Origin of the sequence: Gilvimarinus polysaccharolyticus (genome assembly GCF_001187555.1) — a bacterium.
GTDB lineage: Bacteria > Pseudomonadota > Gammaproteobacteria > Pseudomonadales > Cellvibrionaceae > Gilvimarinus > Gilvimarinus polysaccharolyticus.
In genome coordinates this window covers 1,220,987-1,243,271 of the sequence record NZ_LFIJ01000001.1, presented here as the reverse complement: position 1 = coordinate 1,243,271, position 22,285 = coordinate 1,220,987, and the positions used below count along the sequence as shown (strand labels likewise).

The following is a 22,285-nucleotide window of genomic DNA, read 5'->3' as shown; positions in this document are numbered from 1 at the left end:
TATTATGGCAACAGAGCGTGAAATGGTGGTGATGCAGGCCGATTGTCCTGCTCGGCGAGTGCCTGATGGCACCCCGGTAACCATCCCTAAAGATACTTTTGTAACTATCACCCAAGCGCTGGGGGGGAATTATACTCTCAGCTATCACGGCCAAATGGTGCGGGTAGATGGCTTAGATGCCGCTGCGCTGGGCAAAGAGCCCGAGGCGCTGCACTTTACTGACGCAGGTGATGGCCAGATCAGTGACCAGCAGGTGTGGGAGGCGTTAAAAACTGTCTTTGACCCCGAAATCCCAGTTGACTTGGTTAATTTGGGCCTAATCTATACCCTAGATATAGATCAAGCTCGTGGTCATGTGGGCATTACCATGACATTGACAGCACCGGCTTGCGGCATGGGGCCGGTATTGGTGGGCGACGTAGAATATCGGGTCAGCAAGGTGCCCAATGTCCAGGAAGTTGAGGTTGAGCTGGTGTTTGATCCACCTTGGAGCCGCGATATGATGAGCGAAGAGGCACAGCTAGAAACCGGCATGTTTTTTTGATTGTGGCGGTAAACACATTAGGACAGTAAATGAGTGAATTTGGTACAGAGATCACTAGCGCCGATATTATCGATACGCTGAGTTTTTTTGATGGCTGGGAAGAGCGTTACAAGTATATTATCGATCTGGGCAAAGAGCTGCCAGCACTGGATGAACGCTACAAAACCGATGAGAACATCGTGCGGGGCTGCCAGAGCCCGGTGTGGTTGCGCAGCGAGTCACGCGATGGCGCGCTATTTTTTGTCGCCGACAGCGACGCCTTTATTGTTAAGGGGCTGTTGGCTGTAGTGCTGGCGGCTTACAATGGTAAAACTCCGGCCGAGGTAGCTGCATTTGATATTGACGGCTATTTTGCTGAGTTAAACTTGTTAAATCACCTCAGCGCGACTCGAGGCAACGGTTTGAAATCTATGGTGCAGCGTATTCAGCGTACCGCGCACGAGGCGAGCTAAGCAGCCCATTAGGTATTGATATAAAATAACCCAAAACCCGCGTATAATTCGCGGGTTTTGGGTATAAGAGGGGCTTAATTGCCCACAAGTTGAGCGAATGGAGTAATGCATGAGTAAAGAGCGGACACTGTCAATTATTAAGCCCGATGCGGTTGGTGATAACCACATTGGCGCGATTATCCAAAGATTTGAAGCGGCTGGGTTAAAAATTGCGGCGCTTAAGCTCATTCAACTGACGCAAGAGCAAGCGGAAGGTTTTTACGCCGAGCATAAAGAGCGACCCTTTTTTGCCTCATTAGTAGAGTTTATGGTGCAGGGCCCTGTCTGTGTACAGGTGCTAGAAGGCGACAACGCGATTGCTAAAAATCGCGAACTGATGGGTGCCACTAATCCAGCTGATGCGGCCCCCGGGACAATCCGTGCCGATTTTGCCCAAGCGGTTAGCGCTAATGCGGTACACGGTTCTGATTCGCCGGAAGCTGCGGCACGTGAAATTGCGTACTTCTTTTCCGCCGAGGAAATTCATTCGCGCTAATTAGCGCAGGTAAGGTTATGTCAGACGAAAGCGTAGAGATAAGTGCTCCCCAAATAGACAAGATCAACCTCTTGGGGTTACCTGAGTCTAAGCTGATTGCTTTTTTTGAATCCATGGGTGAGAAGCGCTTTCGCGCCGCTCAAGTGCTCAAGTGGGTTCATCAATTAGGTGTTGATAATTTTGATGAGATGACCAACATCAGCAAGCCTCTGCGTGAAAAACTCAAAGAACGCTGTGAGATTGTTGCGCCCGAAGTGTTAGAACAACTCGACTCGAGTGACGGCACCCGCAAGTTTTTGATTCGCGTAACCGGCGGCAGTGTGGTCGAGACTGTATTTATTCCCGAGGGCGAGCGCGGCACTTTGTGTGTCTCCTCGCAAGTGGGTTGCTCACTCGACTGCAGCTTTTGTGCGACGGGTAAGCAAGGCTTTAACCGCGATCTAACCGCTGCCGAAATTATTGGCCAAGTATGGATCGCGGCTAAGTCGTTTGGCCAAACGGTAGCCGGTGCGCCGCGCCGAGTTACCAACGTAGTGCTGATGGGCATGGGCGAGCCGTTGATGAACTTCGACAACGTTGTTGATTCAATGAACCTGATGATGCACGACAACGCTTATGGGATTTCTAAGCGCCGTGTCACTTTAAGTACATCGGGCGTAGTACCACAGTTAGATCGTCTGGGTGAATACACTGACGCCTGCTTGGCCATTTCACTGCATGCTCCAAACGATGCGCTGCGTAACGAGTTAGTACCCATTAATCGCAAGTATCCTATCGCCATGTTGCTCGAGTCCGCTCAGCGTTACATTGCCGGTTTGCCTGATACTCACCGTAAAATTACGATTGAGTACACCTTGATCGATCACGTTAATGATCGGCCCGAACACGCTCGTGAGCTGGCACAGTTGCTGCGCGAAGTGCCAGTAAAAATCAACTTAATTCCTTTTAATCCTTTTAATCTGTCTAACTATAAACGTGTTAGTAATAACGCCTTGCGGCGTTTTCAGGATATTTTGATTGAAGAGGGTTTTATTACCACCGTGCGGACGACTCGTGGTGATGATATTGACGCGGCTTGTGGTCAGTTGGCTGGCACCGTAAACGATCTCACTAAACGCTCAGAGCGATACCGAGCTAATTTTGTAAAAGACGAGCCAGTGACTTTTGTAAGTTAACTGCCTGTTCAGTTTTCAAGTGGCTAAAGCTTAAATACTCTTTAATCGAGTGGCGTTAATATTGAAAGCTTCGAAGGAATGTAAGCGAATCGTAAGTAATCAAAGAGGTGTTTTGATGCAAGGCTCCGATGAACATAGCATGTTTACGTTAAATACGATCAAACAAATGATAGCCAAAGCTGAGGCCCTCAATGTGTCCTCTACCATGACGGCCTTGTGTGCGGTGCGACGATTGCTGAGTGTGTTTATAGGTGTTTTATGTGCCCTAGTGCTTTCTGCCTGCGTGAGTACAGTGCCCGCATCAAAGTATCAGGTTGATGAAGATAAAGCCCTAAGCAGTCATGTGGAGTTAGCGCTTAAATATATAGAAAGTAAAAACCGTGAGTCGGCGCGTCATCATCTGCGTAAAGCCTTTGAATTAGACAGTAACTCGTTGGACGCAACTTTTGCAACGGCGATGCTTTATCAGCTGGAGGGCGAGCCTAAACTTGCAGAGGAGTACTTTAAAAAAACCTTGCGGCAAGATAGCGGCTACACCCGTGCGCGCAATAACTATGGTGCTTTTTTGTTTGGGCGCGAGCGTTATGCTGAAGCTTATGATCAATTTTATAGGGCGTCTGAGGCGCTTGATTATGACAATCGGGCTGAGGTTATGGTTAATTTAGGGCGTACCGCGCTTAAGTTAAACGAGCCTGAAAAAGCCAAAGAGGCCTTCGAACGCGCGAACCGTATTAATGCCGGTATGCCCGCTGTTAAGTATGAACTGGCGGCGCTTTATTTTGAGCAGGGCGATTATGCTTCGGCTAAACGCTATTTAGATGCTTACGGGCAAATCGCCCGTCCTGCGCCACAAACGTTATTGCTGGGGATTAAACTTGAGCGAATTTTTGGCAACAAAGACCGCGAAGCTAGCTATGTAATGGCGCTAAAAAATAAATATCCGTACTCGCAAGAATATCTCGAGTACAAGCAAATAACGCAAGAGCAAGAGTAGACGAGTTATTTATGTCTGATGAAACAAATATGGATTCAACGTTAAGCCCAAATCAAAGCATTGGTGCCAAATTGGTTGAGGCCAGAGAGCGGCAAGGAAAATCCCGCGAACAAATTGCTAGCGTGTTAAATATTCAGCTAGATAAAATTGTTGCACTTGAGACTGACCAGTATCAAAAGTTGTTTTCGCCTGTTTTTGCTCGAGGGTATTTGCGCAGTTATGGTAAATACCTTGGCTTAGATGAGGATATGTTGGTGCGCGATTTTGATGCTAATTTTGCGCCTGCAGAAGACCCGCTAACGCAGAGTGAATCGCTTAATGTGAAAATCAACAGCAGTCGACCTGTTTGGCCTGCCCGTATTGCCATGGCGATAGTGTTGTTGCTGTTGCTAGGGGTTTTATATTGGTATTTTGCCGCGCATAAAACGCCGGCTAACGAGACTCGCTCTGATATTAGTGAGCAAAACGATAACGCGCCAATCGCTGAAATAAAGCAATCAGTAGCGCTTGGCTTGAGCTCCACTATGAGCGAGCCTGAGGGCGATGCAGAGTCGAGCAAGGTTGTTAGTGACTTGACGATTGGTGACGTCAGCTCAGTCGAGGTTGATGTGGCAAGCAGCGCTATGGCTGCTGAGCCGATGCTGGATGAGCTAGTGATTAGCTTTGATGGCGAGTGTTGGTTAGAGGTTCACGATGCCAATGGGGATTCTCTGGCCGCCGACTTACAGCGTCAAGGCACCAGCGTTACTCTGCATGGTGTGGCACCATTCGATGTCAAACTGGGCAACCCTGAAGGCGTTGAGATAGCTCTTAATGGCGACAGCGTGAATATCCCAGAAGCCGCGGGCGCCGACAAAGTGGTTCGTTTTGACGTTAACACCGAGACCTAGTTATGCACAGTGAATCTCCTATTGTACGGCGTAAATCACGCCAAATTATGGTGGGCAATGTACCTGTGGGCGGCGATGCCCCGATTGCTGTGCAAAGCATGACTAACACCGATACCAATGATGTCGCAGCTACCGTTGAACAAGTGACGCGGCTGCAAAATGCCGGAGCCGATATTGTGCGGGTATCGGTGCCCACTTTAGAGGCGGCTGATGCCTTTGGTGAGATTCGTAAGCTTGTCACCGTGCCGTTAGTGGCAGACATTCATTTTGATTATCGTATCGCACTTAAAGTTGCCGATTTAGGCGTAGACTGCCTGCGTATAAATCCGGGTAACATCGGTCGTGATAAGCGTATTCGCGCGGTTGTCGATAAAGCCCGCGACTTAGGCATTCCGATTCGTATCGGTGTTAATGCCGGTTCGTTAGAGAAAGAGATACAAAAAAAATACGGTGAGCCAACCCCCGAGGCTTTAGTCGAATCGGCTATGCGTCATGTGGATATTCTCGACAAGCTAAACTTCCACGACTTTAAAGTCAGTGTAAAAGCGTCGGATGTTTTTATGGCGGTTGCGGCGTACCGATTACTGGCAACAAAAATTGATCAACCGTTGCACTTGGGTATTACCGAAGCCGGTGGCTTGCGCTCGGGCACGGTAAAGTCATCGGTGGGATTGGGCGCGCTGCTGCTTGATGGCATTGGGGATACTATTCGTATTTCTTTGGCGGCCGATCCGGTAGAAGAAGTTAAAGTGGGGTGGGATTTACTGCGCAGCTTAAGATTGCGCAGTAAAGGCGTAAACTTTATTGCCTGCCCAAGTTGCTCGCGACAAAACTTTGATGTTATTAAAACCATGAACGAGCTGGAAATGCGGGTTGAAGACATTACCGTTCCTCTCGATGTTGCAGTTATTGGTTGTGTGGTGAATGGTCCCGGCGAAGCCAAAGAAGCCGATCTTGGTTTGGCGGGGGGATCACCGAGTAACTTAGTTTATGTCGACGGTCAGCCCAGTACCAAATTTGGCAATGACAATTTAGTCGACAACCTTGAGCGCTTGATCCGAGCTAAAGCTGATGAAAAGCTGCGCGCCGAAAAAAATATTATCGCCAAAAGTTAAGCATACGCTGTGTGCTTTGGCTGTCATTTAGATAAATGTAAGGCAAACCATTGAAAAAAATTCAAGCAATCCGGGGGATGAATGATCTTCTTCCCGATAATATCGCCGCTTGGCAATATTTAGAAAAAACCGTCACAGAAACCTTGGCGCGCTTTGGTTATCGGGAAATCCGCTTTCCCATTATGGAGCAAACCCATCTGTTTAAACGCTCTATTGGTGAAGTGACCGATATTGTTGAAAAAGAGATGTACACCTTTGATGACCGCAGTGGTGAGAGTGTCACCTTACGTCCAGAAGGTACCGCCAGCTGTGTGCGCGCCTGCGAGCAACACGGCTTGCTTTACAACCAAACTCAGCGTTTGTGGTATATGGGGCCCATGTTTCGTTACGAGCGGCCACAAAAAGGACGCTACCGCCAATTCCACCAAATAGGTATTGAGACCTATGGTTTGGACGGCCCAGATATTGATGCTGAGCTGTTGCTGCTAAGTCACAGCTTGTTTAAGGCGCTGAAGTTAGACGATTGCGTTACCCTTGAGATTAACTCTTTAGGTAGCGATGTCGCGCGGGCAAGCTTTAGAGAGGCTTTGGTTAGTTATCTTAGCGAGCACCAAGAGGCGTTAGATGAGGATAGTTTGCGTCGCCTTGGTAGCAATCCGCTGCGGATTTTAGACAGCAAGGTGGCGGCCACACAAGCGTTACTGGATGGTGGCCCCTCGTTACTGGATTTTCTTGATGACGAATCTAAAACGCATTTTGATACATTAAAGCAACTGTTGGACGCCGTTGGTGTCCCATACCGGGTCAACCCACGCTTGGTGCGCGGGCTAGATTACTATGGCCGCACCGCCTTTGAGTGGGTGACCGATAAACTGGGTGCTCAAAGTGCCGTGTGTGCCGGTGGCCGGTACGACAACTTAGTCGAGCAATTAGGTGGCAAGCCAACCCCTGCGGTGGGTTTTGCTATGGGCCTAGAGCGTTTGGTGTTGTTGCTGCAGGCGCAAGAGGTAGTGCCGGCTGAAGCCGAGAAGCCGCTTGATGTCTATTTAGCTGCGGTAGGTGAGGTTCAGGTCAGCGCCTTAACTTTAGCGCAATTTTTACGTGAAGCATTACCCAATTTGCGCCTGATGATGCATTGCGGTGCTGGCAGTTTTAAAAGCCAGCTTAAAAAGGCCGATAAAAGCGGTGCTGCTGTGGCGTTGATTTTGGGTGAGAATGAAGCCGCTAACGATTGTGTCGTGGTAAAGTACTTGCGCGAAGATAAACCCCAGCAAAGTCTGGCTCGTACTGAGCTGGCTGCTGTATTGGCAGATTACTGTCCGCCGCGCTAATTGGCGCGGTGGAATTTATTTTAGACAAAACATAAGACAGACCCGTTAGGAGCAACTCGTGAGCGAACATCTAACCGAAGAAGAACAAATAGAAAATTTAAAACGCCTCTGGAAAGAGTACGGTTCGACTATTATCGTCAGTGTCGCAGTCGCGACTAGCGGCTATTTTGGCTGGAATTTTTGGCAAGATCAGCAGCAGGCTAAGGCCGAAATGGCCTCAGATTTTTACGAGCAGCTGGTAACAGCTGCAGGCGAGGGCGATTTGGCCGATGAGGCGCACCGGGCCACTATTGGCCATTTGGCGCAACAGATTAAAGACGTAGACAAAAACAGCGCTTATGCCGCACAAGCCGCGTTGTATGCAGCCCAAGCTGCGCTATCTGCCAACGATTTAGAAACCGCTAAAGGCCAGCTTAGCTGGGTGATCGATACCAGCGATAGCCCCGCGTTGCAGGAGATAGCACGCTTGCGTTTGGCGCGAGTGTTGGCCGCAGAGGGCAATTACGACAAAGCTTTATCGTTAGTGGCTAATCAGCCTGCTAGCGGTTTTGCCGCTGAGCAAGCTGAAGTGCGTGGTGATATTTTGCGTCAAAACGGCGACAGTGCCGCGGCCTTGACCGCTTATCAAAGTGCCATTGAAAAAGTTGGACCCGAGCAGCAGCAACGTCAGTTAGTGTTGCAAATGAAAATTGATAATCTCAAACCGGCTAACAATAGCGAGGAGCCCTCTGCATGAGATATCTAGCACTGCTGTGGCTGGTGATTGGTCTGTCTGGTTGCTCTTTGTTTAGCAAAGATGATGGCACCGAGCCGATGGAGTTGGTTGATTTTGAACCTACCGTTAAGATCGAGCAGGTTTGGCGGCGCAGTATTGGCAGTGGTCAAGGTGATGGCTATACCCGAATCACCCCAGTTGTTAACGGCGATACATTGTACGCCGCCGATTATCAGGGCGAGCTTTATGCGCTAAATCGTCGGACGGGTAAAGTGCAGTGGACTAAAGCGTTAGATATCACCTTATCGGGTGGGGTTGGTCTAGGACACGAGCAACTGCTGCTTGGCACCGATGAGGGCGAGGTGTTAGCTCTTAATTCCGAAGATGGTCGTGAGTTATGGCGCACACAGCTAAGCGGCGAAGTGATGTCGGTTCCTACCGGTGATGAAAACATTGTGGCGGCGCAAACACTTGATGGCCGTCTAACCGTGCTAAATGCGACGAATGGTGAGGTGCTATGGTTTTACGATAACCCGCCTCCTAAGTTGACCTTACGTGGTCGACCATCGCCGGTTATTACTAATGCCGCCGTTTATGCGGGTTTTTCCAGCGGTCGGTTGATGGCGTTTAACCCACAAAATGGTCTTATTTTATGGGAGCAGCGGGTCGCGATGCCAAAAGGTCGCTCGGACCTAGAAAAAATGGTCGATATTCACGCCTCGCCGTTGCTGCGTGATGGTATTTTGTACCTTAGTGGGTATCAGGGTCGTTTGCTTGCTATCAGTCGTTCTAATGGCCGTCCGTTGTGGGCTGTTGACTCGTCCAGTTACCAAGAGATTGGCTTGTTCGGCGATACTTTGTACCTTGCCAAGGACAACAGCGCGGTTGCCGCATACAACGCTGCAAGTGGTGCTGAATTGTGGCGCAATGAGCTAATGCTACGCCGCCAGCTCACAGGGCCAGCCGTGTTGGGTGATTATGCCGCGGTGGCAGATGAAGATGGCTATGTACACTTTTTAAACACTAGCGACGGTCGTTTTGCGGCGCGCGTACGTATCGACAGGTCGGGTGTTCGTGTACCGCTGTGGAGCGATGGCGAACTTCTATACGTTTTGGCCAATGATGGTACACTGGCGGCCTACGCGATCGCCAAGCACTGATTGCACCCATACCCCTGTGGCCCTTATTGGGCCGCACCCCGGACACAAGATTCAAAATTATGATTCCAGTCATCGCCCTTGTCGGACGACCCAATGTGGGCAAGTCCACGATGTTTAACCGCCTGACACGCACTCGAGATGCCATCGTGGCCAATTACGAGGGTCTTACCCGCGACCGTAAATACGGCGAGGGAAAGTACGATGGTCGTCGCTTTATGGTGATCGACACCGGTGGTATTACCGGCGAAGAAGTCAGTATTGATAAAGCCATGGCCGAGCAATCGCTGCAGGCGATTGAGGAAGCCGATATTGTGTTATTTATGGTGTCGAGTCGCGATGGCGTAACCAGCGGTGATTTTGCCATTGCCAACCATTTGCGTACGGGGGGCAAAAAAGTTTACTTGGTTGCCAATAAAATTGACGGTATGGACCCAGATATGGTCGCCTCGCAATTTTACGAGCTGGGCGTTGGTGAGGTTTATGCCACTACCGCGACCCACGGGCGCGGTGTGAAAAGTTTAATGGAAACAGTGTTTGAGGACTTGCCCGAGGCCGAAGAAGAGCCTATCGCCACCTCAACTGGCATTAAAATGGCCATAGTTGGGCGCCCCAATGTGGGTAAGTCGACATTGGTAAATCGTATGTTGGGTGAAGACCGAGTTGTGGTGTACGACTTGCCAGGTACCACTCGAGACAGCGTTTATATACAGTACGAACGTTTTGATAAGCCTTACACCATTATCGATACCGCAGGTGTTAGACGCCGTAAAAACGTATCAGAGACAGTTGAGAAGTTCTCGATTGTGAAAACCTTGCAGGCGATCGATGATGCCAACGTTGCCATCTTGGTGATGGACGCCAGCGAAGGTGTGGTCGATCAAGATTTGCACTTGCTTGGCTCTATTATTGATGCCGGCCGTGCGTTGGTGGTTGCCCTTAATAAATGGGATGGTCTAGAAGATAGCCATAAACAATATGTTAAAAATGAGCTAGAGCGTCGCTTGCGTTTTATCGACTTTGCTAACATTCATTTTATCTCGGCACTGCATGGTACCGGCGTAGGTGATTTGTATAAGTCGATTGAGCAGGCCTACTCCTCGGCAACCGATAAGCTCTCGACCAGCTTTTTAACCCAAGTGTTACAAGCCGCTGTTAGCGAGCATCAGCCGCCCATGTTTAATGGCCGCCGTATTAAGCTGCGCTATGCTCACGCAGGTGGTAGCAATCCGCCGGTTATTATTATTCATGGCAATCAAACCACCAAAATACCAGCGCACTATGTACGCTACTTAGAGAAAACCTACCGCACCGCGTTAAAGTTGCGCGGCACACCGGTACGGGTTGAATTTAAGTCGGGTGAAAATCCATTCTCCGATCGTAAAAAACCTAATCCATCGGCGCCACGCAGTACACGTGTGCGCCACTCGCCGCGCAAAGGCAGCTAGCTGCAACATTATTAAATAGCCTCAGCGTTTTGCGTTGAGGCTTTTTTTGTTTGATATCGCTGTGTTGTTTGTTTGCCGCCACATTTAAATACAGTGTCTTACCGTATCGCCAGAACAATACTCGTCTACTGCTATCGCTCAAGCACCCGACAGCGCAGCTCACCCTGGGCTAACTTTGCCGTCACGGTATCGCCGCTTTGCACGTCGTTGCTGTCGCGCACAATTACGCCTTGGGCATCGGTGATTAAAGCGTAGCCACGGCCTAAGGTGCTAAGCGGGCTGACGCTTTGCAGTAGGTGGGCATTTTCGCTCAGCCGTTGCGAGGCGCGTTGATGGCTTGTTTGCCATTGTTGTAATAATGCGCTATTGGCCCAAGTTAGCCGCGTTTTTATTTCTTGCAAGGCGCGGCTCGGGTTTGGTTGGCGGGCCTTTAGGTTGGCTAGTTTTTGGCGGTTTCGTTCTAGCTGCCGAGCCATAATATGATTGAGTCGTAACTCTAGCTGATCGAGTCGCTGCGCTTGTTGCTTAAGGTTGTCGCCTGGATGACGCAAGCGTTTTTGAAGGTGCTTTAGTTGCTCACTGTAGCTTAGTAGGCGGCGCTGGATGGCTTGCCCTAGGTGGTGTTCTCGCACTTGCAAGCGGGTGAGTTGCTCGGCCATGTCGGGCACGACCAGTTCGGCGGCGGCCGATGGGGTTGGCGCGCGTACATCGGCGACGTAATCGGCAATGGTGGTGTCGACCTCGTGCCCCACGGCGCTAATAATGGGGATAGGGCAGAGTGAAATCGCCCGCGCCACACGCTCGTCGTTAAAGGGCCATAAATCCTCTAAGGAGCCGCCCCCTCGGGTTACCAGCAATACATCAAATAGTTTGCTGCGCGCCGCTAATGCGAGCGCGCGAACAATCGCGGGCGCAGCCTCGGTGCCTTGCACCGGCACTGGAATAACCGTGACGGGAATGGCTGGGTAGCGCCGTTGCAGTACCGATAGCACATCGCGAATCGCGGCGCCGGTGGGTGAGGTGATCACGCCAATATGGCGCGGTAACTCGGGCAATGTTTGTTTGCGTTCGGGCTCAAACAAGCCTTCGCTGGCGAGTTTGTTTTTAAGTTGTTCGTAGGCACGTTGTAGCGCGCCGTGGCCGGCCGGCTCCATGTGTTCGGCGATCAGCTGATAGTCGCCGCGACCTTCGTACAAGCTAACCCGCGCACGCAACAGCACTTGTTCGCCTTGTTGTGGAGTAAAACGCAGGCCGCTGCTGCGCGAGCGAAACATAGCGCAGCGCACTTGAGCGGCATCGTCCTTTAGGGTGAAGTACCAGTGCCCAGAGCTTGGCTTGGCAAAGTTAGAGATCTCACCCTCGACCCACACCATTGGCAGGTGGGGTTCCAGCAGTTGGCGACTCAGGCGATTAAGGGCTGTGACGCTGTGGATTTTACGGGTGGGATTGTTTGCGGTGTTGGTTAGGGTATTGGTCATGGGGCGATTGTAACAAAGCTACGTTAAAAACGGGGGGTTAATGCTGGCTACGTTAGGCGCCCGATAAGCTTTATTGTAAGGCTGTGTTTTTTTAGTCGTAAATATAAAAGAATATCAGGCGGTTAGGGGGCCGGCGGGGGCTTGCCTTAGTTTACTGACGGGCCAATTATAAGGTATAATGCCGCGCTTATTTTCTAATGGCCAAAGGTTGGATAGCTATGTTGCGGATCGCTGAAGAGGCTCTCACGTTTGACGACGTTTTGCTGGTGCCCGGTTACTCCGAGGTTACCCCTAAAGACGTGTCTTTAAAAACTCGCTTAACACGCACGATTTCGCTCAATATCCCGTTGATCTCTGCGGCGATGGATACTGTTACAGAAGCGCGCTTGGCTATTGCGATAGCTCAAGAGGGCGGTATTGGTATTATCCACAAAAGTATGTCAATTGAAAATCAGGCGCAGCAAGTTCGCGCTGTTAAAAAGTACGAAGCTGGGGTGGTGAAAGATCCCATCACTATCGAGGCGAACGCGACTATTAGTCAGCTGCTGCAATTGACCCAAGCCCACAATATATCGGGTGTTCCGGTACTGGAAAACGGCGATTTGGTGGGTATTGTGACCCGCCGAGATGTTCGCTTTGAAAGCAACTTTGATGCGACTGTAGCCAGTATTATGACACCTAAAGCAAAGCTTGTTACCGCGCTTGAGGGTACCTCGGCCGCCGATATACGCGCGTTGCTGCATAAGCACCGAATTGAGAAAGTGTTGATTGTGAACGATAAGTTCGAATTGACCGGTATGATTACCGTTAAAGATATAAACAAAGCTGAGCAGTTTCCTAGCGCCAGTAAAGATCCAGAAGGGCGTTTGCGGGTAGGTGCGAGCATTGGCACCAGCGCCGATACTGATCTTCGGGTGGCGGCATTAATAGAGGCCGGTGTTGATGTGTTGGTGGTAGATACCGCTCATGGGCACTCAAAAAATGTCCTCGATCGTATTCGTGCCATTAAACAACAGCACCCAGACCTACAGGTTATTGGCGGCAATATCGCGACTGCAGAGGCTGCACTTGCGTTGGTAGACGCCGGCGCTGATGGCGTTAAAGTAGGTATTGGGCCAGGTTCTATTTGCACCACTCGTATAGTCAGTGGCGTGGGTGTGCCGCAAGTGTCCGCCATTGCCAATGTTGCCGAGGCGTTAAAAGATACAGGTGTACCTGTTATCGCTGATGGCGGTGTGCGCTTTTCTGGCGATGTTGCCAAAGCCATGGTGGCTGGTGCGCATTGCGTTATGATGGGCTCGATGTTTGCTGGTACAGAAGAGGCGCCAGGTGAGGTTGAGCTGTACCAAGGACGTACTTATAAAGCGTATCGCGGTATGGGCTCGTTGGGTGCCATGGCGCAAACTCAAGGTTCGTCTGATCGTTATTTTCAGGATGCCAGTGCTGGCGCTGAGAAATTAGTACCAGAAGGCATTGAAGGTCGTGTACCTTACAAAGGTCCATTGCATGTTATTGTGCATCAGATGATGGGTGGCTTGCGCTCGGCGATGGGTTATACCGGTAGTCAAAATATCGATGAAATGCGCACCCAGCCAAAATTTGTTCGAGTCACTTCGGCAGGTATGGGCGAAAGCCATGTGCACGATGTGCAGATCACCAAAGAAGCACCTAATTACCCCATTAGCGGGCATTAGTTTTTTCGGCGCTCTTGACCCGATAACGCTTGCCTAGGCCGCCTTAACCCGGCAGCCAGGCAAAGAACCCCTGCCACAATGTGCAGGGGTTTTTCATTTTTACTTTAACCGTTTGCGGAAACCCTATGACCCAGGATATTCACGCTCAGCGTATTCTTATTCTCGATTTTGGCTCTCAATACACTCAGTTGATTGCTCGCCGTGTGCGGGAGGTGGGGGTTTACTCCATCATTCGCGCTTTTGATATGAGCGAGGAAGAAATTCGTGAGTTTGACCCCAGTGGTATTATTCTCGCGGGGGGGCCCGAGTCGGTTACTGCGGCCAACTCGCCACGTGCGCCCGAGGTGGTATTTACACTGGGTGTGCCGGTGTTGGGTATCTGCTACGGGATGCAAACCATGGCCGAGCAATTAGGCGGTGCGGTGCAGGGCTCGGCGATACAAGAATTTGGTTACGCCCAAGTTAAAATTGATAGCAAAGGCCCGTTGATCGACGATATTAAAGATCACGTCGACGCCGAAGGTAATACCCTGTTAGATGTCTGGATGAGTCACGGCGATAAAGTGATCTCTTTGCCCGAAGGCTTTAAGGTCATGGCATCTACGCCGTCATGTCCGATTGCTGGTATGTACTGCGATGAGAAAGATTTTTACGGTTTGCAGTTTCATCCTGAGGTGACCCACACCTTGCAAGGCAAGCGTATTTTTGAGCACTTCGTGCTTAAATTGTGCGGCTGTAAAGCACTGTGGACACCGGCTAATATTGTCGATGATGCGCTGGTAAAAATTCGTGAACAAGTAGGCACCGATAAAGTCTTACTAGGTTTGTCGGGCGGGGTGGACTCCTCTGTAGTTGCCGCGCTACTGCATAAAGCGATTGGCGATCAGCTTACCTGTGTGTTTGTCGACAACGGCTTGCTGCGTAAGTTTGAGGGCGATCAAGTAATGGACATGTTTGCTAAAAACATGGGCGTTAAAGTGATTCGTGCTGATCGTGAAGAGTTATTTTTGTCGCGTCTAGGTGGCGAAAATGACCCAGAGAAAAAGCGTAAAATTATTGGCAATAGCTTTATCGAAGTGTTCGATGAAGAAGCGACTAAAATTCGCGATGTTAAGTGGTTGGCACAAGGCACCATTTACCCCGATGTTATCGAGTCGGCGGCAGGTAAAACTGGCAAGGCGCACGTCATTAAGTCACACCATAATGTTGGCGGCTTACCCGATGATATGGCGCTAGAGTTGGTAGAGCCACTGCGTGAATTATTTAAAGATGAAGTGCGAGCTATCGGTTTAGAGTTGGGATTACCTTACGATATGGTGTATCGCCATCCGTTCCCAGGACCAGGCTTGGGGGTACGCATTTTAGGTGAAGTGAAAAAAGAGTATGCCGATATCTTGCGCGAAGCCGATGCGATTTTCTTAGAAGAGTTGCGCGCGGCCGATTGGTATCATAAAACCAGTCAGGCATTTGCGGTATTTTTGCCGGTTAAATCCGTTGGCGTGGTCGGTGATGGCCGTCGTTATGAGTGGGTTATTGCTCTGCGCGCGGTAGAGACCGTTGACTTTATGACAGCTCGCTGGGCGCATTTGCCCTATGAGTTACTAGAGAAAACCTCTAATCGTATTATCAATGAAATCTCCGGTGTGTCTCGTGTAACCTACGATGTATCCAGTAAGCCGCCTGCCACCATCGAGTGGGAATAAGCTTGTAGGCTATATGGCTTACCTTATTCGCTTTGGATTATTGTTGACTTGTTTGACGCTGGCCGCTTGCGGCCAGCTGCTGTCCGCTCCCGTTCAAACCGATATTCATCGCTTTACCCCCGGTAATTATCAGCTCGACCCTCACCACACGACTGTTCTGTTTAAAGTGGATCATTTAGGTGTGTCATCCTTTGTCGGGCGTTTTAATCGCGCAGATGCGCAACTGGATTATAACGCGCAAAATCCGGCGGCTAGTGAGATTCGTGCCGAAGTGGAATTAGCCTCTTTAGATGTCAATCGGCCAGACTTTGCCGACACTTTAACCAGCTGCGATTGGCTGTGTGCTAAAAAATACCCTAAGGCTTACTTCAGTTCTAGTGCCAATGCCGAGGTGACAGGGCAAGAGCTAAGATTTCCTGGCAAACTGCAATTTCGTGGAGTAACCGCTGATGCCCAATTGCAGGTTACGTTACGTGGGAGTACGACCAATCGTTTAACGGGGGATGAGGTGATTGGGTTTGATGCCAAGCTACACTTTCAGCGTTCTGAATTTGGAATGGATAGTTACATCCCTCTGATTGGCGATGCCGTTGTTATTGAAGTTTACGCCGAATTTATTCGGCGTAAATAATTCGTCTTATTTTGTCAGGTGAATACCATCTGGCGTAATGCTAATTGCACGTTGCTTGTATAATGTACCCAATGCTTTTTTGTAAGCTCCTTTGCTTACCCCAAACTGTTTGGTGATCTCGGCCGGGTCAGACTTGTCGCCAAGGGTAGAGCTCCCCCCTGACTGCTGTAAATGATCCAGAATCTTTTGTTGTAGGCGATCTCGGCCTTTGTCGCCCATCGGTTGCAGCGATAAATCTATTTTTCCGTCGGGCCTAATGGCCTTAATATAGCCATCTGTTTTTTGCCCGTAGCGCAGCGGCTTAAAAGCATCATCGCGAAAAATTAAACCGAGATACTCTTGGTTTATAACCGCTTTAAAGCCCATATCACTTTTGCCGCAAATTAACAGGTCGACTTTTTCGCCTACCTTAAGGTGGCGGCCGTCCTCTTCTAGGTGACGGCTAAGACGAGAAGAGCCGACAATGCGTTGCGAGTATTGGTCTAGATACAGAGTGACTACGTAAGATTTATCTAGCTCGTAACGCTTGTGCTGCTCTTTATAGGGCACCAATAGGTGTTTGGGTAGTCCCCATTCTAAAAAGGCTCCAGCGTCGTTAATATCAACTACTTTTAGCAGGGCGGTTTCGCCTACTTGGGTAAATGGTTTGAGGGTGGTGGCAACCGGAATATCGTCGGAGTCGAGGTAAAGAAATACATCTACCTCGGTGCCGATAGTCATCTCGGGAGTCAGGTAGCGCTTGGGGAGCAATACAGTTTCCAGCTCACCGGCATCAAGATAAGCGCCAAAATCTACCAGTTTAACAATGGGAAGGGTCGCATAGCGGCCAATGTGGGCCATAGTTAAGTCGCCTTAAGCAAAAAAGGCGATTGTAACGCGTCTATAAAAATAAAGCAGGCGGTGCTTAGTTAATATCCTAAGCACCGCCTGCTTTTGTCGAGCTAAATACTGCGTGGTTAGAAGTTTATACGAGCCCCTGCGGCAATTGAGTTACCTTCGTCTGAGAGTGATGTGTCCAATGTCGCGGCGATCGTCCGAGTAAACCAGTAATTGGCGCCCAGATTTAATGCCGTAGTGTCTCTAAAGGCGGTGTGATGGGCAATTTCGGCTTTACCTTCAATGTTGTTGTAGATGATGCCGCGCAGGCCCGCTGCGGCAATAAGCCCTGTGTCATTTGAGCCGTTGTCGGGGGAGGTATGTTCAACGCTTAACGTACCATACAAATCAAAGCTCGGGCTAAATGCCGTGCGATAACCAGCCCCAGCTGCCAGTGTGCTTGAGCCGCAGCCATGATTGCCGCTGACATCGGTTACCGAGCCTAGAGCGTACCAATGCCCATCAATATCGACGCTAGCGTATGCGCGCAGTCCATCTTGGTTGCAGTTGTAGTCGTCTAAATCTTGCTCGATATAGTGTAAGCCGGCGTTGTTATAGCTTACGTAGGCGTCTTTTAATGCGGCACTGCGATCGGCATAAGCATTGCCGCTGGCGACTGAAAAAACAACGGCGGCTATAGCCAAGCGTGTAGTGTTAACAGGTAAAGCCATGTTTTTATACTCCTGTGGATGTTTGTGCAAACGGACTGATAAAACGCTGTTTGGAGTGTTGCAATTATTTTGCCAAATAGGGTGCTCTTGCAAACTTATGTGCGGTGTCGCACATAAAGCTCGGTTTTGTATTAATGTGGCTTAGGAAATGATCGGTGCTCGCGCTTAGCTGTGTAGATTTTACAGCGCTGTTGTGTAATTAAGAATAGAAATTAAAGCTAGGGGCGGGGTTTAAAGTTTTATTTTAATGCTCAAGCAAAGGTTTGATTTATGCGGCGCGCACGGCGTGAAATTGTATTAGGTTTTAATAGTGTCACAACCATATTAATAATGTCCCAGGCATTTTGATGCATGGTTATGAGTTTTTAGCTGTGGCGTGCTATCAGCTACATGCGTGAAAGTTGTGTGATTGTCTTCCATTCGTATTCTGTTACCGGCTGAATCGATAGGCGGCCTTGTTTGCGTAAGATCATAGTGTCTAATGCTTGTATGTGTTTTATTTGTTCAAGCGTAATGATATGCGGAAATTTTTCGGTCAGGGTCACATCAACACAAAACCAGCGCGGGGTATCCATGCTGGCTTTGTCATCAAAGTAGGGGTTTTGCGGGTTAAATTGTTGCGGGTCGGGGTAACTGGCGCGGCTGATGGTGGCGGTGCCGACAATCCCCATCGGTTTACAGCGGCTGTGATAGATAAATACTCTGTCGGCCATTGCGACTTGGTCGCGTAAGAAATTACGTGCCTGATAGTTACGAATCCCATCCCAGCGAGTGGTTTGATGGGATTCGCGCGCAAGATCGTCAATGCTGTAACAGTCAGGCTCAGTTTTAAATAACCAGTATTGAGTCATCGGTCAATCTCGAGCTTACTTGCTGCTTTTAGCTTTGGGTTATGGCGCTGGCTCAAACGCTTGTAAGCGTTCAGCAATTGCGGGGTTGACCAACTCTAAGCTAATACGCCGTGTGTCTACATCTACCGCCGATATTTTTACTGCGATGGTTTCATCTAGGGTGTAGACAGTTGTTTCAGTCGTCAACTGCAGGCGTCTACTGTCAAACTTAGGTCGTGGTTTACCTTTTTCAGACAGCAATACAAAGCCATCGCAGCCGATGTCGTTTAGTCGAACGTTTATGCCGTTAGGGCTAACCCCTGTGATGGTGCCAAAATGTACAGTTCCGACTTGTTCGGCCAAGTACTGACAGAGTAGCCAATGCTCTAATTGGCGGCTGGCTTGGCGGCCACGAATTAATATTTTTTGTTGTTGCTCGGCAAGCTCGCTTGGGGCAACAGCTAGCTCGTGATTGTTTAAAATAGCTTTGAGTGCGTAGTGATTAAACAAGTCTTGATAGCGACGAATGGGCGAGGTTACGGTTGCGTAGGCATCAAAGCCTAAGCCGAAATGACTTTGATGCTCAGCGCTTAAGCTACCCGCTTGCTGCAGGCGTTGAAGCAGTGATAGCAATACATTCAGCTCTGGGCTTTGTGGTGCTTGATCGCGTAAATGTTTAAATAGAGCCTGAAAGTGTGGCAATTGCGCAAGATCCTGCGCAGAAAACTCGGGTAAATGCTCACAGGTTAATTGCTTAGCATCTTCTAAGCGCTCGGGCCGAAAGCCCACATGGCCGGAGTATAGGCCAGTATTGGGGTGCTCTTTGAACAAATTCCCAGCACAAATGTTGGTGGCCAGCATCGCCTCTTCGACAATCTTTTGCGCAATATTGCGCTGGCGCATCTCAATACGTTCTATTTTTTTCTGATCGTTTAACCAGTATTGATAGTCGGCACGATCCTCCATGACCAATGCATGTTCGCGGCGATAATTAAGCCGCGCAGCCGCACATTCACGTAATGCGTTAAGGCTCTCACGGACAGTATCGGGGAGTGTTGCGTAGCTGTCGTCGCTCCCTTCCGTTTGGTCCAGCAGGTCACTTACGGCTTGATAACTTAATTTATGATGCGATTTAATAAGAGCTTGCTGGAAGCGATAGTCGGTAATGTTGCCACTGCTATCTACCTGTATCTCACACACTAAGGCCGGCCGCACTTCGTCTGGCATCAGCGAGAAGGTGTCATGGGACAGCTCGGTGGGCAGCATGGTGATAGGGTGGCCTAGTAAATAAAGCGTGCTGCCACGGGTGCGCGCAGTATCATCAAGCGCTGAGCCGTAACGGATAAAGGCACTTGGGTCGGCGATGGCAGTGGTAAGCGTCCAGCCTTCGCCGGTACCTACCGCATGCACGGCATCATCCATGTCTCGGGTAAACTCCGAATCGATGGTGACCAGTGGCAGTTGTGTTAGATCTATGCGGTTAGTGTCGTCCAGATTATCTATTTTGATGTTTTGGCTTTGCTCAAGTGCAGCTTCACTCCACTCGCTAGGCAAATTAAATTTGGCTGCAATATAGCGGCCTTCTATACCGATTTCATCGGGTCGGCCAATACGATTAATAACGCGAATTTGCGCTTTGCCTTCGTGTTTAAAAGGGTGCCTGACCAATTCGCAGGCGACCAGATCGCCTTCTGTACAATTGGTGCGCTCGTGGGGCGGGATAAATAGCCAGCGGTTAAACGGTGGCAAGTCGGGCTCGACAAAATGTGCAGGCCCTTTGCGGACATAGCGGCCAACAAATGTTGTTAGTGGTGTTTCAAGTAGGGTATCCAGTGTTGCTTCTAGTTGTTTTTTACTGTTCTCGGTCAGGCTGACCTTTACGCGGTCGCCAGGCAGAACTCGGAGCATCTGATCAGGGTTAAGAAAGGCGTCACGACCGTCGTCTAAGCGCACAAAGCCAAAGCGTTTGGCGGTGGGGCGAACTGTGCCCTCGGCGTAGGTTTTATCAGAGACAATGGATGACTTTAACTGCGAAAGCTGAGAGATAGCATCTTTACTGAGCATGAATGACAACTTGATCTGGGCATGAGAATAGGGCGCATGATAACAGGAATTAATGGCTCGCGCTGTAGTGGCTGGTTTAACTATTTTTGCTTGAGCCGTCTATTTGCATGCTTAGCTGGTGTATTATTACCTCATGGATTTACTTAATCAGTTAATATTGTTTGGTGCTGTTTTATTTTTGATCAGCATTTTGGCCAGCGCCCTCTCTCCGCGAGTAGGAATGCCACTATTGTTGGTGTTTTTATTGGTCGGTATGCTCGGGGGAGAGGACGGCATTGGCAAAATCGCCTATGACGATGTCCAGTCGGCGCTTTTTTTAGGCACACTCGCACTTGCGGTCATTTTGTTTGATGGTGGTTTGCGTACCGATATTGCCAGCTTTCGGGTGGGGTTGCGTCCGGCCTTAGTGTTGGCATCGTTTGGCGTGATTCTGACCGCCGCTATTTGCGGCGCATTTGCCTCGTGGATGCTGGATTTACCCTGGATTGACGGCATGTTGATAGGCGCTATTGTTGGCTCCACCGATGCCGCGGCTGTATTCTCAGTACTCAATATGCAAGGCCTGGCACTTAAAACAAGAGTTGGTGCCACCCTTGAGATCGAATCGGGCCTAAACGACCCGATGGCTATCTTTTTAACCATTACCGTAGTCGAGTTTATTCGCTTAGGTGAATCCGGTTTCCACGCATCTATGCTGTTGGCTTTTGTTTGGCAGATGGGTGTTGGGGCTGCTGTCGGTTTGATTGGCGGGCGAGTATTAGCTTGGGGGGTTACCAAGCTCGAGCTGAGTCCAGGGCTTTATCCATTGCTCGCTTTGTTTGGCGGTATCTCGATCTTTGGTGTGGCAGCAGTTCTGCATTCGAGTGGTTTTTTAGCCGTGTATTTGGGCGGCCTCATGGTCGGCAATCGGGTTTCACGCGGTCTATACAATATTCAGCGCTTTCACGACGGTATTGCTTGGTTGGCGCAAATAAGTTTGTTCTTGATGCTGGGGTTGTTGGTATCGCCGATCGAGTTAGTTTCTTACGCCTCTAGTGCACTGCTGGTGGGGTTGTTTTTAATCTTTATTGCTCGTCCCTTAGCTGTGACGATTTCACTGCTGCCTTTTCAGTTCTCTTGGCGTGAGACACTGTTTATTTCCTGGGTTGGGTTGCGCGGCGCGGTTCCCATCGTGTTGGCGATGTTCCCTTGGCTGGCAGGGCTTGATCACTGGCCATTCTTTTTTAATATTGCATTTTTTATCGTCCTAATATCACTGGTGCTGCAGGGCTGGACAGTTGCCCCTTTGGCGCGCTGGCTAAAGTTAGATGTACCTACCAGCTCATCTCGGGTGCAGCGGGTTGAGCTGGGCGTGCCGGGGCAGGCCGGATTTGAGTTTGTCGGCTATAAGCTGTCGCAAGGGTCGCCGGCGTTAAAAATGGATCTGGCAAGTTTGCTCTTGCCGGATCAAGCCCAGTTGTTGTGCATAATGCGTGAGGAGGTGCCGGTACCGCTGCAAGACACTCCAGCGCTGTTGGCTAATGATCATGTGTATTTCTTGGCTAGGCCGACGGACTTAAAAGCCTTAGATAAAACCTTAGTGGGTGAGCTTGAGCCAGATCGACTTAATGCTCAGGCGTTTTTTGGCGATTTTGTCTTTTCACCTCTGGCAAAGCTTGCCGATTTGGGCATGCTGTACAACTTTGATGTGCCCGATGAAATGGCGAATTGGAGTATTGGCCGCTATATTTATAAGCGTTATAAGCAACCTGTAGTCGGTGACCGCGTACGGCTGGGCAATGTTGAATTTGTGGTGCTGGATATGCGTGATGCAAAAGTCACCAAGGTGAGCTTGAAACTTGATCGTTAATGCACCCCAAGCTCGCTCTTGTCGCCTTTCCACAAGGCCGTGCTGTAGCGGTTCAACACAAAAGATAATTTAAGAGAACTGGTTTGCGGCCGATACAAAAATAATAAGGTGCTACCGCCAAAGGTGGCGCCGG

Annotated in this window: 20 protein-coding genes; 15 read left to right on the top strand and 5 right to left on the bottom strand. The window is 49.7% G+C overall.

Annotation, left to right across the window (positions count from 1 at the left end; translation table 11 throughout):
• Nucleotides 1-4: 4 nt before the first annotated feature.
• The 11 genes from sufT (at nucleotide 5) to der (ending at nucleotide 10,356) form a co-directional block, all read left to right on the top strand.
• Entirely contained in the window at nucleotides 5-544 is a 540-nt protein-coding gene (gene sufT / locus GILYN3_RS05235) for a putative Fe-S cluster assembly protein SufT (protein ID WP_232305509.1), read from the top strand.
• 29 nt (nucleotides 545-573) lie between these two features.
• On the top strand, nucleotides 574-996 hold the full coding sequence (locus tag GILYN3_RS05230; RefSeq protein ID WP_049721865.1) for a SufE family protein: 423 nt from the start codon (nucleotides 574-576) through the stop codon (nucleotides 994-996).
• A gap of 109 nt (nucleotides 997-1,105) precedes the next feature.
• A complete protein-coding gene (gene ndk / locus GILYN3_RS05225) occupies nucleotides 1,106-1,531 on the top strand; it encodes a nucleoside-diphosphate kinase (RefSeq protein WP_049721864.1) in 426 nt (141 codons plus the stop codon).
• A 17-nt stretch (nucleotides 1,532-1,548) separates the two neighbouring features.
• Nucleotides 1,549-2,706 (top strand): 23S rRNA (adenine(2503)-C(2))-methyltransferase RlmN, encoded by a 1,158-nt coding sequence (rlmN, locus tag GILYN3_RS05220; RefSeq protein ID WP_049721863.1) that lies wholly within the window; start codon nucleotides 1,549-1,551, stop codon nucleotides 2,704-2,706.
• A 166-nt stretch (nucleotides 2,707-2,872) separates the two neighbouring features.
• Nucleotides 2,873-3,700 carry a type IV pilus biogenesis/stability protein PilW gene (pilW, locus tag GILYN3_RS05215; protein WP_232305508.1) on the top strand — a complete coding sequence of 276 codons (828 nt, stop codon included), beginning with the start codon at nucleotides 2,873-2,875 and terminating at the stop codon, nucleotides 3,698-3,700.
• Nucleotides 3,701-3,711: 11 nt separating this feature from the next.
• Nucleotides 3,712-4,590 (top strand): RodZ domain-containing protein, encoded by an 879-nt coding sequence (locus GILYN3_RS05210; protein ID WP_049721862.1) that lies wholly within the window; start codon nucleotides 3,712-3,714, stop codon nucleotides 4,588-4,590.
• Between the two features lie 2 nt (nucleotides 4,591-4,592).
• Nucleotides 4,593-5,705 carry a flavodoxin-dependent (E)-4-hydroxy-3-methylbut-2-enyl-diphosphate synthase gene (gene ispG / locus GILYN3_RS05205; RefSeq protein WP_049721861.1) on the top strand — a complete coding sequence of 371 codons (1,113 nt, stop codon included), beginning with the start codon at nucleotides 4,593-4,595 and terminating at the stop codon, nucleotides 5,703-5,705.
• A gap of 50 nt (nucleotides 5,706-5,755) precedes the next feature.
• Nucleotides 5,756-7,036: a histidine--tRNA ligase gene (gene hisS / locus GILYN3_RS05200; protein ID WP_049721860.1), complete on the top strand. Its 1,281-nt coding sequence runs from the start codon at nucleotides 5,756-5,758 to the stop codon at nucleotides 7,034-7,036.
• A gap of 58 nt (nucleotides 7,037-7,094) precedes the next feature.
• Nucleotides 7,095-7,772 carry a YfgM family protein gene (locus tag GILYN3_RS05195; protein WP_049721859.1) on the top strand — a complete coding sequence of 226 codons (678 nt, stop codon included), beginning with the start codon at nucleotides 7,095-7,097 and terminating at the stop codon, nucleotides 7,770-7,772.
• Nucleotides 7,769-8,911: an outer membrane protein assembly factor BamB gene (gene bamB / locus GILYN3_RS05190; RefSeq protein WP_049721858.1), complete on the top strand. Its 1,143-nt coding sequence runs from the start codon at nucleotides 7,769-7,771 to the stop codon at nucleotides 8,909-8,911. Before GILYN3_RS05195 ends, bamB begins: the two co-directional genes overlap by 4 nt.
• A 59-nt stretch (nucleotides 8,912-8,970) precedes the next feature.
• Nucleotides 8,971-10,356: a ribosome biogenesis GTPase Der gene (der, locus tag GILYN3_RS05185; RefSeq protein ID WP_049721857.1), complete on the top strand. Its 1,386-nt coding sequence runs from the start codon at nucleotides 8,971-8,973 to the stop codon at nucleotides 10,354-10,356.
• A gap of 131 nt (nucleotides 10,357-10,487) precedes the next feature.
• On the opposite strand, the gene xseA is transcribed toward der, so the two are convergent.
• Nucleotides 10,488-11,834 (bottom strand): exodeoxyribonuclease VII large subunit, encoded by a 1,347-nt coding sequence (gene xseA, locus GILYN3_RS05180; RefSeq protein WP_049721856.1) that lies wholly within the window; start codon nucleotides 11,832-11,834, stop codon nucleotides 10,488-10,490.
• Between the two features lie 218 nt (nucleotides 11,835-12,052).
• On the opposite strand from xseA, the gene guaB reads away from it, so the two are divergent.
• The 3 genes from guaB to GILYN3_RS05165 all read left to right on the top strand — a co-directional run bounded on the left by guaB (nucleotide 12,053) and on the right by GILYN3_RS05165 (nucleotide 15,862).
• Nucleotides 12,053-13,528: an IMP dehydrogenase gene (gene guaB, locus GILYN3_RS05175; protein ID WP_049722572.1), complete on the top strand. Its 1,476-nt coding sequence runs from the start codon at nucleotides 12,053-12,055 to the stop codon at nucleotides 13,526-13,528.
• Nucleotides 13,529-13,653: 125 nt separating this feature from the next.
• On the top strand, nucleotides 13,654-15,231 hold the full coding sequence (gene guaA, locus GILYN3_RS05170; protein WP_049721855.1) for a glutamine-hydrolyzing GMP synthase: 1,578 nt from the start codon (nucleotides 13,654-13,656) through the stop codon (nucleotides 15,229-15,231).
• A 13-nt stretch (nucleotides 15,232-15,244) separates the two neighbouring features.
• On the top strand, nucleotides 15,245-15,862 hold the full coding sequence (locus GILYN3_RS05165) for a YceI family protein (protein WP_049721854.1): 618 nt from the start codon (nucleotides 15,245-15,247) through the stop codon (nucleotides 15,860-15,862).
• 6 nt (nucleotides 15,863-15,868) lie between these two features.
• Here GILYN3_RS05165 and GILYN3_RS05160 read toward each other — a convergent pair whose 3' ends face one another.
• The 4 genes from GILYN3_RS05160 to GILYN3_RS05145 form a co-directional block, all read right to left on the bottom strand.
• Nucleotides 15,869-16,702, bottom strand: coding sequence for a CvfB family protein (locus tag GILYN3_RS05160; RefSeq protein ID WP_049721853.1), 834 nt, complete (start codon nucleotides 16,700-16,702; stop codon nucleotides 15,869-15,871).
• Between the two features lie 116 nt (nucleotides 16,703-16,818).
• The gene (locus tag GILYN3_RS05155; protein WP_049721852.1) at nucleotides 16,819-17,409 is read right to left on the bottom strand and encodes a porin family protein; all 591 of its coding nucleotides are present in this window, start codon (nucleotides 17,407-17,409) and stop codon (nucleotides 16,819-16,821) included.
• A 386-nt stretch (nucleotides 17,410-17,795) separates the two neighbouring features.
• Nucleotides 17,796-18,260 (bottom strand): EVE domain-containing protein, encoded by a 465-nt coding sequence (locus GILYN3_RS05150; protein WP_049721851.1) that lies wholly within the window; start codon nucleotides 18,258-18,260, stop codon nucleotides 17,796-17,798.
• 39 nt (nucleotides 18,261-18,299) lie between these two features.
• Nucleotides 18,300-20,303 carry a VacB/RNase II family 3'-5' exoribonuclease gene (locus GILYN3_RS05145; RefSeq protein WP_049721850.1) on the bottom strand — a complete coding sequence of 668 codons (2,004 nt, stop codon included), beginning with the start codon at nucleotides 20,301-20,303 and terminating at the stop codon, nucleotides 18,300-18,302.
• A gap of 133 nt (nucleotides 20,304-20,436) precedes the next feature.
• Here GILYN3_RS05145 and GILYN3_RS05140 point away from each other — a divergent pair, with 133 nt between their 5' ends.
• On the top strand, nucleotides 20,437-22,152 hold the full coding sequence (locus GILYN3_RS05140; RefSeq protein WP_049721849.1) for a potassium/proton antiporter: 1,716 nt from the start codon (nucleotides 20,437-20,439) through the stop codon (nucleotides 22,150-22,152).
• Nucleotides 22,153-22,285: the final 133 nt, after the last annotated feature.

Excerpts from the sequence above, each read along its gene's own strand:
- sufT (WP_232305509.1), top strand. The coding sequence starts at position 5 with ATGGCAACAGAGCGTGAAATGGTGGTGATGCAGGCCGATTGTCCTGCT.
- GILYN3_RS05230 (WP_049721865.1), top strand. The coding sequence starts at position 574 with ATGAGTGAATTTGGTACAGAGATCACTAGCGCCGATATTATCGATACG.
- ndk (WP_049721864.1), top strand. The coding sequence starts at position 1,106 with ATGAGTAAAGAGCGGACACTGTCAATTATTAAGCCCGATGCGGTTGGT.
- rlmN (WP_049721863.1), top strand. The coding sequence starts at position 1,549 with ATGTCAGACGAAAGCGTAGAGATAAGTGCTCCCCAAATAGACAAGATC.
- pilW (WP_232305508.1), top strand. The coding sequence starts at position 2,873 with ATGATAGCCAAAGCTGAGGCCCTCAATGTGTCCTCTACCATGACGGCC.
- GILYN3_RS05210 (WP_049721862.1), top strand. The coding sequence starts at position 3,712 with ATGTCTGATGAAACAAATATGGATTCAACGTTAAGCCCAAATCAAAGC.
- ispG (WP_049721861.1), top strand. The coding sequence starts at position 4,593 with ATGCACAGTGAATCTCCTATTGTACGGCGTAAATCACGCCAAATTATG.
- bamB (WP_049721858.1), top strand. The coding sequence starts at position 7,769 with ATGAGATATCTAGCACTGCTGTGGCTGGTGATTGGTCTGTCTGGTTGC.
- der (WP_049721857.1), top strand. The coding sequence starts at position 8,971 with ATGATTCCAGTCATCGCCCTTGTCGGACGACCCAATGTGGGCAAGTCC.
- xseA (WP_049721856.1), bottom strand. The coding sequence starts at position 11,834 with ATGACCAATACCCTAACCAACACCGCAAACAATCCCACCCGTAAAATC.
- guaB (WP_049722572.1), top strand. The coding sequence starts at position 12,053 with ATGTTGCGGATCGCTGAAGAGGCTCTCACGTTTGACGACGTTTTGCTG.
- guaA (WP_049721855.1), top strand. The coding sequence starts at position 13,654 with ATGACCCAGGATATTCACGCTCAGCGTATTCTTATTCTCGATTTTGGC.
- GILYN3_RS05165 (WP_049721854.1), top strand. The coding sequence starts at position 15,245 with ATGGCTTACCTTATTCGCTTTGGATTATTGTTGACTTGTTTGACGCTG.
- GILYN3_RS05160 (WP_049721853.1), bottom strand. The coding sequence starts at position 16,702 with ATGGCCCACATTGGCCGCTATGCGACCCTTCCCATTGTTAAACTGGTA.
- GILYN3_RS05155 (WP_049721852.1), bottom strand. The coding sequence starts at position 17,409 with ATGGCTTTACCTGTTAACACTACACGCTTGGCTATAGCCGCCGTTGTT.
- GILYN3_RS05150 (WP_049721851.1), bottom strand. The coding sequence starts at position 18,260 with ATGACTCAATACTGGTTATTTAAAACTGAGCCTGACTGTTACAGCATT.
- GILYN3_RS05145 (WP_049721850.1), bottom strand. The coding sequence starts at position 20,303 with ATGCTCAGTAAAGATGCTATCTCTCAGCTTTCGCAGTTAAAGTCATCC.
- GILYN3_RS05140 (WP_049721849.1), top strand. The coding sequence starts at position 20,437 with ATGGATTTACTTAATCAGTTAATATTGTTTGGTGCTGTTTTATTTTTG.